Raw genomic sequence first — 12,773 nt, 5'->3', positions numbered from 1 at the left:
CTACTCCTCTACAATCTCGACAAGGTGCTTGACCTTGAAGATCATGCCGCGGACGGACTCGTTGTCAGCAATCTCGCGAACCTCGCGGATCCTGTGGAGACCGAGGGCACGGACAGTACGGACCTGGTCCTGCTTGCAACCGTTGGTGCTGCGGACCTGCTTGATCTTGATGGTGTCAGCCATGCTTAGTTCTCCTTACCGACGAACATCTCGGAGACCGTCAGGCCACGGCGAGCCGCGACGTCCTCAGGGCTGGAGAGCTCCTTGAGGCCCTCGACGGCAGCCTTGATGATGTTGAGGCCGTTGTCGGTACCGAGGGACTTGGACAGGACGTTCTTGATGCCAGCAAGCTCGAAGAGGGGACGCACAGCGCCGCCGGCGATAACGCCGGTACCCTCGACAGCGGGCTTGATGATGATGCGGCCGGCACCAAAGTGGCCGAGAACCTCGTGCGGGATGGTGCCCTGCTCGGTCACCGGCACGTGGAACATGTTCTTCTTGGCATCGAGAGACGCCTTGGAGATGGCCAGGGGCACCTCAGCGGACTTGCCCATGCCAACGCCGACGTTGCCCTTGCCGTCGCCAACGACGACGAGAGCGACGAGGCTCATGCGACGACCACCCTTGACGGTCTTCGACACGCGGTTGATGTAAACGACGCGCTCCTCGAACTCGGAGGCCTCGCGCTGCTGCTTCTGATTACGAGCCATGTGCTACATACCTCCTAGAACTCGAGACCGGCGGCACGAGCACCGTCGGCGAGGGCCTTGACGCGGCCATGGTAGATACGGCCACCGCGATCGAAGGCGACCTTGGTGATGCCGGCCTCGATGGCACGCTTGCCAACGAGCTGACCGACCTTCTCCGCAGCCTCCTTGTTCGAGGTGTGGGTGCCCTTGAACTCGGCCTCGAGGGTCGAGGCAGAGACGAGCGTCAGGCTAGAGCCCTTGCTGTCGTCGATGATCTGGGCATAGATGTTGGCGTTAGTACGGGTCACGCGAAGACGCGGACGCTCGGAGGTACCCGAGACCTTGCCGCGAACACGACGCTGACGACGCTTGAGGCCTTCCAGCTTCGCCTTATGCTTGTTCATACGTAAACTCCTAAAAAGGTTGATCTTGCCAGCACCTGACGGGGTGCTGGTCTTATGCGAGTGAGTCGGTTACGACTACTTGGCGGCCTTACCCAGCTTGCGGCGGATGTGCTCGCCAACGTAGTGGATACCCTTGCCCTTGTAAGGCTCGGGAGGACGATGGCCGCGGATCTCAGCGGCGATCTGACCGACCTGCTGCTTGTTGATACCCTTGACGTTCACGTGGGTGTTGTCGGGAACCTCGAAGGTGATGCCCTCGGGAGCCTCGACGATCACGGGGTGCGAGAAGCCCAGGGAGAACTCGAGGTTCTTGCCCTTCTGCTGCACGCGGTAACCGACGCCGGCGAGCTCGAGCTTCTTCTCGAAGCCCTCGGAAACGCCAACAACCATGTTGTGGATGAGGGCACGGGTGAGGCCGTGGCGGGCACGGGTCTCACGCTCGTCGTCGGGACGGGAAACGGTGAGGACGTTGTCCTCGATGTTGATAGCGAGCTTCTCAAAGACATCGAGCTCGAGCTGGCCCTTGGGGCCCTTGACGACAACGTTGTTGCCGTTGACTGCCACTTCGACTCCGGCGGGAATCTGGACAGGCTTATTACCGATACGAGACACGGTGATCTCCTTTCCTTCTACCTACCGAGCGAATTACCAGACGTAAGCGATGATCTCGCCGCCGACGTTGTGCTTGCGAGCATCGCGGTCGGTCATAACGCCATGGCTGGTGGAAATAATGGCGGTACCAAGGCCACCGCGGACGCGGGGCATGTCGGCAACGCCGGTGTACTTACGCAGGCCCGGCTTGGAAATGCGGCGGATGCCGTTGATGACCTTAGCCTTCTTGGGACCATACTTAAGCGTGATGTGCAGAGTCTTCTGGGGAACGGTGTCCTCGACATCGTAGCCCTCGATGTAGCCCTCCTCGTGCAGAACACGAGCGATCTCGACGAGCTTCTTGCTGCTCGGCATGGAGACCGTGGCCTTGTTCACAGAGTTAGCGTTACGGATGCGCGTAAGCATATCTGCGATCGGGTCTGTAAGGTTCATACAGATTCTCCTTCGTTCTTGATGAACACGTGCTCTTGGTTCTTCGCCGCCCTTAACGGCAAAGCCTTTTTAGCGCGTTTTCCCTGTTCCAAACTGATGCTTGAAACGCTGGTAGTGACTTACCAGCTGGCCTTCTTAACGCCGGGAAGCTCGCCCTTGAGTGCAAGCTCGCGGAAGCAGACACGGCACAGGCCGAACTTGCGGTACACAGAGTGCGGACGGCCGCAGCGCTGGCAGCGCGTGTACTCACGAGTAGAGAACTTCTGCTTGCGATTGCACTTGACGATCATCGATGTCTTAGCCACTTATATCCTCCTCACATAGAGTATTGTTCGCCCCAAGCGCCGCCCCCTTCTGGGAACGGCGCTCATAGGGCAGGTGAACCTATTTCTTGAACGGGAAACCGAAGGCGTCCAGAAGGGCCTTGGCCTCCTCATCGGTGTTGGCGGTGGTCACGAAAGTGATGTCCATACCACGCTGGTGATCGACGGAGTCGAAGTCGATCTCGGGGAAGATGAGCTGCTCGGTGACGCCCATGGAGAAGTTACCACGGCCGTCGAAGCTCTTGGCGGAGATGCCGCGGAAGTCGCGGATACGGGGAATCGCGACGGAGGTCAGACGATCGAAGAACTCCCACATACGGTCGCCACGCAGGGTAACCTTGCAGCCGATCGGCATACCAGCGCGCAGGCGGAAGGTAGCGATGGACTTGCGGGCACGGGTGATCATCGGCTGCTGGCCGGTGATGGCGCGCAGGTCGCGCACGGCACCGTCGATGGCCTTGGAATCGGTAGCGGCCTCGCCGACACCCATGTTCACGACGATCTTCTCAAACTTGGGGATCATCATGACGTTCTCGTACTGGAACTTGTCCTGAAGCTGCTGCTTGACCTCGTTGTTGTACTTGGTCTTCAGACGCGGCACATACTTCTCTTCTGCCATTGTTCACTCCTTCTTGGGGTTTTAAGCACGGGGCGTGGCCACGATGGGTTGTCCTCGTGCCTCCTGACTGCATCCGCGCCGCTCATGGCATTTCGCGGTTTGGACTCGACGCAGCAGGAGCCGACAAAACAATCGATACTATACGCGCATCGGAAGCGTATTTCCAGAAAAACCTCGTCTGCCTGCACAACTCCACAACTCCCCCGCACAAATTGATCCCTAGGGCACGGAGGAAAACAGCAGTTGCGGTGAGATAGGGACTGTTTGATGGCTTAAAAGGCTTAAACAGTCCCTATTCCACCGCAACTCATATATGGGGCGTTATTTTTGGCGCGGGAGGACCAGGTTGAGGATCACAGCAACGAGCGCGGCGACGGCAATGGAGGATCCGCCAAAAACGGTGCCGACCCATGCGGGGAATCCAGCGCCGGCAAGCGCGCCGGCCGTGCGCTCAATGCCCGTGCCAAAGGCGATAGAGAGACCCATGAGCGTGGTATCGCGCTGAGACAGGCCGTGGCGGGCAAACATGACCACACCGTTCATACCGATGGTCGCGAACACGCCAATCGTGGCGCCACCGATGACCGGCTGCGGAATAGACGTGAGCACCGCCGCACACTTGGGCAGCAGGCCCGCGATGAGCAGGATGGCAGCCGCAAGCGTAAAGACCATGCGGTTGACGACCTTGTTCTCGGCGATAATGCCCACATTCTGGCCAAAGGTTGCCGTGGGGACGCCGCCAAAAAAGCCTGACAGCATACCGACCAGGCCGTTGGCGATCAGGCCACCCGAGATCTGGCTATCGGTCGCAGGGGTATCGAGCGCAGCGGACGACACGGCGGCAAACTCGCCCATGACCTGTACTGCGTTGACAATGGCGACAACGCCCACAACGGCGCACGCGGCCGGGTCGAACACCAGGCGATGGGCGCCCAGGGCCGGCGGGGCGAACCAGCTGGCGGTCGCGATGGCCGAGAAATCGACCATGCCCAACACCGCAGCCAAAACAAAGCCCGCGCAGATACCAGCCAGGATGCTGCCCAGCCTAAGCGCGCCCTTGCCGTAGTTGCCAGCCATAAAGGTGACGACGAACGTCACAAGTGCGACGGCCCAGTTGGTGACACTGCCAAAATCGGCCGCGCCCTCCCCGCCCGCCATGGAGGCAACTGCCACTGGGCATAGCGACAGGCCAATGACAAAGATGACGGTGCCAAGCACCGGGGCCGGAAACAGAAAACTCACGCGCCTAAACAGTAGGCCGAAGAGCGCGACGAGCGCGCCGCCGATTACCTGGGCGCCCAGTACGGCCTCAAAACCAAGCTCAAGACCGACTGCCTTGAGCGCCGGCACGAAGGTAAAGCTCGCACCCATCACAATGGGCAGGCCCGAACCGACGACACCTTTTATGGGAAACTGTTGAAGGAAAATGTCAATCGCCGAGAGGACGAGCGACGCCTGGATGACAGCGGCTTCCTCTTGAGGGGTAAAGCCACAGACCGACGCGATAATGATGGCGGGCGTGACGATACCCGCGAATGCCGCCAGCACATGCTGCAGTGCATGGGGTAATACCTGCACAAACGAAACTTTTCCCGTACGCTCGAACAGGGCATCCCCTGCTGCCGACTCTGCCATTTGCGCCTCCCATACCCTAGGCAGCGGCCCCATGCCGCTCAACGGTCGGACATTATAGGGCATATGGCACAGGTAGCATTTTGACCCGCATGCGGCAGAGGGCTGGGGCAGCTCATTTGGGATGCGACTAGCGCTTGCGGGGGACGAGTTTGGTGCGACGCAGGTGGATCATCTCGGCGGCGATGGAGATGGCGATCTCCTCGGGGTCCTCGGCCTCGATGGCGACACCGATCGGCAGGTGCAGCTCGTCGATCTGGCCCTGCGTGAAGCCCTCCTGCTCCAGGCGGGCGCGCACAAAGGCGGTCTTGCGGCGCGAGCCCAGGCAGCCCAGATAGGCGGGTTTAGCGCGCATGGCCTGAATCACCACGTCGATATCGGACTTGTGACCCGCCGTGGCGACGACCACCAAGTCGCGCGGGCCGATGGGGCACAGCTCGCTCAGGTTCTTATAATCGACCAGACGACGGTCGTAGACGCCGGGCACCCATTCGGGGGTCAGCGTGCCGGGGCGGTCGTCGCAAGCCACGACGGCAAAGCCCGCCGCCGTGAGCACCCGCGCCGTCGCAGCGCCCACGTGGCCGCAGCCAAAGATATAGGTCAGGCCCTCGGGGCAGAGCGTCTCGATGTGCGCCGGGGGAATCTCGGAGGCGGCGTTGGTGTAGGTGACCTTACTCCCCTCCTCCACCAGCGAAAGCTCGGGGCAGCCGGCAATGGTATGGCGCGATGTCTCGCCATGGTACTCAACCACATCGCCCTCGAGCGCGCTCGCGATAAACGGCTCAAAGTCGATGACGAAGTCGCCGATGCGCCGATAGGCCAAGACGTCGGCAACCGACTGGAACAACGGTGCCTGGGTCGAGTCCAGATGCAGGTAGCACAGGCAGATGGCCCCGCCGCAGATCATGCCGGTATCGGAGTTCTCGCCGCCCATGGTGTAGCGGACCAGACGCGATTGCCCTGCGGCCAGCAGCTCGCGCGCCTCGTCCAGCGCAAAAAGCTCAATCTTGCCGCCGCCGATGGTGCCCGCTTGGCTGCCATCGGCAAAGACGGCCATCCAGGCGCCCACGCCGCGTGGTGATGACCCCGCCGTACCGGCCACGACCACGAGCTCGCACGTCTCGCCAGCACGCAGGGCGGCAAGCGCCGCTTTCACAACATCGAGCTTTTCCATTGCCGCCTTCTATCCTCTAAAGACATCGGTGAGCATAGCGAGTGCCTCGAGCACGCCGCCGCCGACCGATGTCGCCTTGTCCGAAATATAGTTGATGTAGCTGGCGTCGCCACGCGGATCGACATCGGCGCATTTAAAGCCCTCAGTCACCTGCACGCCGTTCGCCAAAAGCCCGCGCAGACAGCCATCGATCTGCGTGCACATGGGCGTATCGCCCGCGTAGCCAATCACGTCTCCGGCGCTCACGATGTCGCCGATTGCGCGGTCGGACCGAAACACGCCGGCGGCGGGGCTGTGGATAACACGTTCCTTGCCATAGCCGGCGATAATGCCCGGCACGCCCGTGTTAGGCTGGGGCGAACCTTGGGTAATGACACGGCCGAGAAAATGCCCGCGCATGGTCTCGACCACGGCGTCGCAGTCAACCGGCGCGGTAAAGCCCGGCCCCACGGCGATGACGGCGGGCGCCATGTCGCGCGTGGTGCCCAAGTTGCGCTTAGCCAAAATCGCGTCGACCACAGCCGCGGGTTTCAGCTCGCCGATCATCTTGGCCTGGGGGTCTACCACAACGGCGACGTCTCCAGCCTCGGCAATCGCAAGCGCCTCAGCCGGCGTCTGTGCCAAGCGAGCGCGAATGCCCTCGACCTGGACCTCGCCCAGGCGAATGGCCTCGCAAAAACTGATTGTGCGGCGGATGCACGTGGGAACCGCGATATCGGCCATGACAACCGACACGCCGGCGCGCACCAAACGGGCAGCGACACCCGTGGCGATATCGCCGGCGCCGCGAACATAAACGAGCATTCCCGGGGCACCTCCCTGTGCTACGGTTTGAGCAGAGCAAAAGCGGTTCGACCGCTACTCTGATGATTATTTATTATCACAGTATTATACGGCGGTGAACAGATGGAAACGGTTAGCGGCAATCTTGCCTCGGCGCTCAGGATCGAGCCGGGCATTACCGCGATTATCGGCAGCGGCGGCAAGTCGACCTTGCTCAAGACGCTGGGTCTTGAGCTCATGCGCGCTGGCGGCCGCGTGCTCCTCTGTACCACCACGCACATGTTTCCCGTCGCCGGCGTGCCATGGGATGGGTCGAGCCGTCGCCTGGACGCCGCGCCTTGGAAGCCGGGGACCCTACATGTTCCCGGCTGCACCTGCGAGGCATGCGCGGGACTTGTCCGCGGAAGTATCTGCCAGGCGGGTGTTTTGAACCCGGAGACAGGCAAGCTCTCCGCCCCCGCCGAGCCGCTCAACGAGCTGGCGCAGCGCTTTGACTATGTGTTGGCCGAGGCAGATGGCAGCAAGCGACTCCCGCTCAAGGCACATGCCGCCTGGGAGCCGGTCGTTCCCGCCGGCACGGCAAACGTTGTCTGGGTCGTCGGCGCCTCAGGGCTGGGCAAGCCCGTCGCCAAGGTTGTCCACCGCCCCGAGCTCTTCTGCGAGCGCTGCGGCTGCGAGCCCACCGACGCTGCCACCCCAGAGCGCGTCGCCATGGTGCTCAATGCCGAGCTGCAGATGCTGAACCTCGACAATGCCCGCATCATGCTCAACCAAGTCGACACGCTTGCCGATCCAACGATGGCAGATTGCTTCGAGGCAGCCCTCGGCCGCCCCCTCATCGCCACCAGCCTCCAGGGGTAGCAAATTTGGGACGGGGCTCTTTTTGCTACCCCGTCCCAAAAAATCATCTCCCAAATTAGCTACCCCGGCGGTCTTCCCGTTAGCGGGGCACGTAGCGGCCGGGTTGGGCTCCGGTGGGCTCGCCGTCGCGTGCCGCCAGCACGCCGTTCACAAACACGGCCTTGGCGCGGCCATGTGCCTCAAAGCCCTCGAGCGGCGTGTAGTCCACGGCCTGATGCTGCGTCGCGGCGCTGATCGTCCAACGCGCGCACGGATCCCACACGCACACGTCGGCATCGGCGCCCTCGGCAAGACAGCCCTTGCGCGGATACATGCCAAAAACGCGCGCCGGGTTCTCGCTCATCAGGCGGCACAGATCCTCGGGGCCCAGCTGTCCCTCAAAGCTCGTAGCGATCGCGACGGGACGATGCTCCACGCCGGGTCCGCCGTTGGGAATCGCGCGGAAGTCGTCGCGCCCGCGGTCCTTTTGCCCGTGCAGGTTAAAGCTGCAATGATCGGTCGCAATCGTATCGATCTCGCCAGCCACAAGCGCCTCGCGCAGTGCCGCACGGTCGCCGGCATGGCGCAGCGGCGGACTCATCACGTACTTGGCGCCCGCAAAGCCGTCCTCGCCCTGCTCCAGATAGCAGGTGTCGTCGAGCATCAGATACTGAGGGCATGTCTCGACATAGATGTTCTTCTGCCCGCGCGCTTTGGCAGCGCGAATGGCCTCGAGCCCCAGCCTGGTCGAAAGGTGCACCACGTTGACCGGAGCGTCCCCGGCCAAGTGCGCCAGATACAGCAGGCGGCTCACGGCCTCGGCCTCACACACGTCCGGGCGGCTGAGCGCATGGCCCTCGGGCCCGTGGATACCCTGCTCAAACACGCGCTTCTGCAGCGCGTTGACCAACGTGCCGTTCTCGCAATGCACGCACAGGATACCGCCCACGCGCTTGAGCTCCTCCAGCACCTCGAGCGTCTCGGCATCGTCCAGGCGCAGATGGTCGTAGGCAAAGTAGGTCTTAAACGACGACACGCCCGCCTCGCGCATGGCCGAAAGATCGGCGCGGTTGCGCTCGTTCCACTCGGCGAGTGCCATATGAAAGGCGTAGTTGGCCGTGCAGGTTCCGTCGGCGCGATGATGCCACTCGACCAAGGCATCGGGCATGGTCACGCCGCGATCGGCCGTCGCGTAGTCCACGATGGTCGTCGTACCGCCGCAGGCAGCCGCACGCGTACCGGTCTCAAAGCTATCGGCCGTCCAATCCATGCCGGTCCAGCACTGCATGTGCGTGTGGCCGTCGATAAAGCCCGGGAACACCCAGCAGCCCGCAGCATCCTCGACGGTATCGCCCTCGGCCGGCTCAATCGCCGCGGCAATCCGCACGATCTTATCGCCATCCATGGCAAGATCGGCGCGGCGAAGCCCCTGGGGCGTCACGAGCGCGCCGTTTTTGATGATGATCATAATTGCTCCTTATTGATTGATGCAGTTGGCCACGCGATCAAAATACGAGCAGGCGGCGATATGCTCCGTTATGCGTCGCTGTCCTTTGACGGTATCGACGTCCCACAGCTCGTAGGCACGCGCCTCGACCAGCACCACGTCGGTACGGTCCTTGAGGATCGAACCGCCGCCGTCCTTACCCTCAAGACACATAAGTGCATCGAACAGTTCCGCCGGAAAGAGCACCGGGCTCGAAGGCTCACCGTTGCACGCAAGACGCACCGGATACTTGCGGCCACGCTCATCAAACGCGCGAACCATGGCCTCAAAAGAATCCGAACTCACGAGCGGCTGGTCGCCCGGCAAAAAGAGGCAACCCTTCCAGCCGCGGCTCGCCCCCCACGAAAGGCCCGCACGGACGCTTTCGCTTCTGAGCTTGCCATCGTGCAGCACACACGGGCAATGCTTGTCCTCGCAAATCTGGGCGACCTCGGGCCAACGCGTCGAAACCACAACGTCAAAGCCCCGGGGAACCGAATCGATAGTCCGGGCAATCAGCGGCTCGCCATAGATATCGGCGAGCATCTTGTTAGAGCCAAACCGCTTGCCCTCGCCCGAAGCCATAATGACGCAACCGAGTTTCATGGCGATACCTCCCCTGAAACCATCGTACCCATAACTCGCGTCGCGGGGCATCTACATCGAAAGCGCTTATCCCGCACGCCCACGATGCAAAAAGGGGCACCCCGCCGGTTGGCAGAGCGCCCCCTTTACACGGCTTACCTCAGCGCGGCTTTAGGCCTGGAACCAACGGGCGGTATTGCGCTCGTCGAGGGCCTTGAGGGTAGCGGCGGGATCGGCAACCTTCTGCAGGAACATCATGGCTGCGATGGCGTACGGCTTGTAGCTGGCCTCCTTGTACATGCCCACGCGGTGCATGTCAAAGACGTCGGCATTGACCTCGCCGTGCTCGCAGGAGACACCGGAGATGTCGGCGGGCAGCGGGTGCATAAAGATGGTGTCCTGGCCGTTGGCGGTCTTCTCCATGAGCTCGGTCGTGGAGCACCAGTCCTGATGGGTGGCGTTCTGAGCGAGCAGCTCCTTCTCGAGCGCTGCGATGCCGGCGTCGTCGGCCTCGGCGTACAGGTTGGTACGCTTCTCCATGGCGGCAAACGGAGCCCAGCTCTTGGGGATCACGATGTCGGCGCCCTCGAAGGCCTCGGCCATGGTGTTGACCTGCTTAAAGGTGGTGCCGGACTCGGCGGCGTAGCCCTTGGCGCGCTCGACGACCTCGGGCATGAGGTCGTAGCCCTCGGGGTGGGCCAGGGTGACGTCCATGCCAAAGCGGGGCAGCAGGCTGATCAGCGACTGCGGGCAGGACAGCGGCTTGCCGTAAGAGGGCGAGTAGGCCCAGGTAACGGCAACCTTCTTGCCCTTGAGGTTCTCGAGGCCGCCAAACTCGTTGATGAGGTAAAGCATGTCGGCAGAGGACTGCGTGGGGTGGTCGGAATCGGACTGCAGAGAGATGAGCGTGGGACGGTGATCCAGAACGCCGTCCTCGTAGGCCTGCTGGACAGACTCGGAGACCTCGGCCATGTAGGCGTCGCCCTTGCCGATGTACATGTCGTCGCGGATGCCGATGACGTCGGCCATGAAGGAGATCATGGTAGCGGTCTCGCGGACGGTCTCGCCGTGAGCGATCTGGGACTTCTTCTCGTCCAGGTCCTGCAGCTCAAGGCCGAGCAGGTTAGCGGCCTTGGAGAAGGAGAAGCGCGTACGGGTGGAGTTGTCGCGAAACAGGGAGACGGCCAGACCCGAATCGAAGATCTTGGACGAAACGTTGTTCTCGCGCAGCTCGCGCAGGGCGTCAGCGACGATGTAGAGCGCCTTGAGCTCATCGGTGGTCTTATCCCAGGTGTGCAGGAAGTCGCTGCCGTACATGCCCTTAAAATCGAGGCCGTTCAGCTGCTCGACGAGCTCGGTAAACTTGGCATCCATGTAAATATCCTTTCCAAAGATGAAACGATTGCAATGAGTAGATGTGCTCCGGCATGCGCGTGTGGCTAGAACATGCAGAGCGCTATGACGAGGACCCGCTACCGTTGAGGAAGCATGGGAGATAACGACCGCGGGCCCCAAGTCAACAGGGGGTGCCGGGGACACGAGCGGCCCCCGGCTCAACAAGATCAAGGAATGGGACTAGTCGATCTTGTTGTTGGTCAGACCGGCGCGGAACACGGTGGCGTCGCCATCGGCCTGGCTCGGATCGTAGAGGTTCAGGGCAGCCACATACATGGCGGCAGCGGTGACCAGGTCGTCCTTGTAGGTGACCTCGTTGGGAGCGTGAGCCTGAGACTCGGCACCCGGGCCAAAGCCGACGCAGGGGATGCCATAGCGACCCTGGATGGAAACGCAGTTCGTGGAGAAGGTCCACTTGTCGCACAGCGGACGACCGGTGCGCTTGTCCATGCTGGGCTCGCAGCCGATGCGCTCGTCACCGAACATGGCCTTGTGGGCGTCGACGAGGGCCTTGACGTGCGGAGCGGTCTCCTTGTTGATCCACGTGGGGAAGTAAGCCTCGGTCTCGTAGACCTCGCCGGTCCAGGACGGACGGTCGTACATGTACATGGAGACCTTCACGTCGTCGCCGTACTTCTTGGCGGCCGGCAGGTTGCGGATCTCGTCCAGGCAGGACTCCCAGGTCTCGCCGGCGGTCATGCGACGGTCGATGGAGATGGCGCAGGAGTCAGCGACAGCGCAGCGGCTGGGGCTGGTGTAGAAGATCTGGCTGACGGTGCAGGTGCCGCGGCCCAGGAAGCGGGCATCCTCGAAGTGCTCGGGGTTGTACTTGGGGTCGAGCATCTTGACGAGACCCTTGATGTCGGTCGACTCGTCGCAGCCGTTGTTGTTGAGGGCGCGGACGTCGGCGATGATGTCGGCCATCTTGTAGATGGCGTTGTCGCCGCGGTCGGGAGCGGAGCCGTGGCAGGAGGTGCCGTGAACGTCGACGCGGATCTCCATACGGCCGCGGTGACCGCGATAGATGCCGCCGTCGGTGGGCTCGGTGGAAATGACGAACTCGGGCTTAATGCCGTCCTTGTTGTAGATGTACTGCCAGCACATGCCGTCGCAGTCCTCTTCCTGGACGGTGCCGACGACCATGATCTTGTAGCCCTCGGGGATGAGGCCCATGTCCTTCATCATCTTGGCAGCATAGGTAGCGGAAGCCATACCGCCCTCCTGGTCAGAGCCGCCGCGGCCGTAGATGATCTCGTCGGTCTCGTAGCCCTCATAGGGATCGGCATCCCAGTTCTCGATGTTGCCGATGCCGACGGTGTCGATGTGGGAGTCGATGGCGATAATCTTGTCGCCCTCGCCCATAAAGCCCATGACGTTACCCAAGCCATCGACCTTGACCTCGTCATAGCCAAGGCTCTCCATCTCGGCCTTGATGCAAGCGACAACCTCGCCCTCCTCGCAGGACTCAGAGGGGTGGGAGATCATGGCGCGCAGGAAGCGAGTCATATCAGCACGATGGGACTCAGCCGCAGCCTTAATGGCATCAAAATCGAGTTCTTTAGTCATAACAGTCAACCTTTCTACAAGGGTTTACCTACAGGTAGATATTTCAGATAGATCACTTGTGCCAAGCAGCGTGAGGTCGAGCACCCGGCAAGCAAGTAAACGTAGGGTGGCGGAGCATATGTTTGCTCCGTCGCGAGTTCCGCACGAGCCGGAGAGCACTTAATGTGCTCTCCGTGCGAGCAGGACTGTCCGAGCAGGGAGTAAACATATGCTCCGCCACCCGGACAGGCTAG

15 protein-coding genes are annotated in these 12,773 nt (G+C 62.0%); 1 reads left to right on the top strand and 14 read right to left on the bottom strand.

Annotated features, from left to right (window positions below):
• The 10 genes from rpmD to yqeB form a co-directional block, all read right to left on the bottom strand.
• Positions 1-183, bottom strand: a complete 183-nt coding sequence (gene rpmD / locus DWY03_RS00480; protein ID WP_006235266.1) for a 50S ribosomal protein L30 — start codon at positions 181-183, stop codon at positions 1-3.
• 2 nt (positions 184-185) lie between these two features.
• The gene (gene rpsE / locus DWY03_RS00475) at positions 186-710 is read right to left on the bottom strand and encodes a 30S ribosomal protein S5 (RefSeq protein ID WP_055252236.1); all 525 of its coding nucleotides are present in this window, start codon (positions 708-710) and stop codon (positions 186-188) included.
• 14 nt (positions 711-724) lie between these two features.
• Positions 725-1,093: a 50S ribosomal protein L18 gene (rplR, locus tag DWY03_RS00470; protein ID WP_006235264.1), complete on the bottom strand. Its 369-nt coding sequence runs from the start codon at positions 1,091-1,093 to the stop codon at positions 725-727.
• Positions 1,094-1,168: 75 nt separating this feature from the next.
• Positions 1,169-1,705: a 50S ribosomal protein L6 gene (gene rplF, locus DWY03_RS00465; RefSeq protein WP_117564182.1), complete on the bottom strand. Its 537-nt coding sequence runs from the start codon at positions 1,703-1,705 to the stop codon at positions 1,169-1,171.
• 33 nt (positions 1,706-1,738) lie between these two features.
• On the bottom strand, positions 1,739-2,137 hold the full coding sequence (rpsH, locus tag DWY03_RS00460; protein ID WP_006235262.1) for a 30S ribosomal protein S8: 399 nt from the start codon (positions 2,135-2,137) through the stop codon (positions 1,739-1,741).
• Positions 2,138-2,256: 119 nt separating this feature from the next.
• Positions 2,257-2,442: a type Z 30S ribosomal protein S14 gene (locus DWY03_RS00455; protein ID WP_022094280.1), complete on the bottom strand. Its 186-nt coding sequence runs from the start codon at positions 2,440-2,442 to the stop codon at positions 2,257-2,259.
• A 79-nt stretch (positions 2,443-2,521) separates the two neighbouring features.
• Complete coding sequence (gene rplE, locus DWY03_RS00450; RefSeq protein ID WP_006235260.1) at positions 2,522-3,079, bottom strand: 50S ribosomal protein L5; 558 nt, start codon at positions 3,077-3,079, stop codon at positions 2,522-2,524.
• A gap of 321 nt (positions 3,080-3,400) precedes the next feature.
• Positions 3,401-4,714 carry a uracil-xanthine permease family protein gene (locus DWY03_RS00445; RefSeq protein ID WP_158558584.1) on the bottom strand — a complete coding sequence of 438 codons (1,314 nt, stop codon included), beginning with the start codon at positions 4,712-4,714 and terminating at the stop codon, positions 3,401-3,403.
• Positions 4,715-4,841: 127 nt separating this feature from the next.
• Positions 4,842-5,885 carry an XdhC family protein gene (locus DWY03_RS00440; protein WP_117839672.1) on the bottom strand — a complete coding sequence of 348 codons (1,044 nt, stop codon included), beginning with the start codon at positions 5,883-5,885 and terminating at the stop codon, positions 4,842-4,844.
• Between the two features lie 9 nt (positions 5,886-5,894).
• On the bottom strand, positions 5,895-6,689 hold the full coding sequence (gene yqeB / locus DWY03_RS00435; RefSeq protein WP_117802980.1) for a selenium-dependent molybdenum cofactor biosynthesis protein YqeB: 795 nt from the start codon (positions 6,687-6,689) through the stop codon (positions 5,895-5,897).
• A gap of 102 nt (positions 6,690-6,791) precedes the next feature.
• Between yqeB and yqeC the strand changes: the two genes are divergently transcribed.
• Complete coding sequence (gene yqeC / locus DWY03_RS00430) at positions 6,792-7,529, top strand: selenium cofactor biosynthesis protein YqeC (RefSeq protein ID WP_117839671.1); 738 nt, start codon at positions 6,792-6,794, stop codon at positions 7,527-7,529.
• Positions 7,530-7,608: 79 nt separating this feature from the next.
• Here yqeC and hydA read toward each other — a convergent pair whose 3' ends face one another.
• The 4 genes from hydA to DWY03_RS00410 form a co-directional block, all read right to left on the bottom strand.
• Positions 7,609-8,976 (bottom strand): dihydropyrimidinase, encoded by a 1,368-nt coding sequence (hydA, locus tag DWY03_RS00425; RefSeq protein ID WP_117839670.1) that lies wholly within the window; start codon positions 8,974-8,976, stop codon positions 7,609-7,611.
• A gap of 9 nt (positions 8,977-8,985) precedes the next feature.
• Positions 8,986-9,600 carry a nucleotidyltransferase family protein gene (locus tag DWY03_RS00420; RefSeq protein WP_158558583.1) on the bottom strand — a complete coding sequence of 205 codons (615 nt, stop codon included), beginning with the start codon at positions 9,598-9,600 and terminating at the stop codon, positions 8,986-8,988.
• Between the two features lie 150 nt (positions 9,601-9,750).
• Entirely contained in the window at positions 9,751-10,953 is a 1,203-nt protein-coding gene (gene ygeW, locus DWY03_RS00415) for a knotted carbamoyltransferase YgeW (RefSeq protein ID WP_117839668.1), read from the bottom strand.
• A gap of 201 nt (positions 10,954-11,154) precedes the next feature.
• Positions 11,155-12,540 (bottom strand): YgeY family selenium metabolism-linked hydrolase, encoded by a 1,386-nt coding sequence (locus tag DWY03_RS00410; protein WP_099432046.1) that lies wholly within the window; start codon positions 12,538-12,540, stop codon positions 11,155-11,157.
• Positions 12,541-12,773 lie beyond the last annotated feature (233 nt).

The organism is Collinsella sp. AF23-2 (assembly GCF_003459245.1).
Taxonomy (GTDB): Bacteria; Actinomycetota; Coriobacteriia; order Coriobacteriales; family Coriobacteriaceae; genus Collinsella.
The sequence above is the reverse complement of the archived record's forward strand: the minus strand, read 5'-3'. Positions and strand labels throughout refer to the sequence as shown.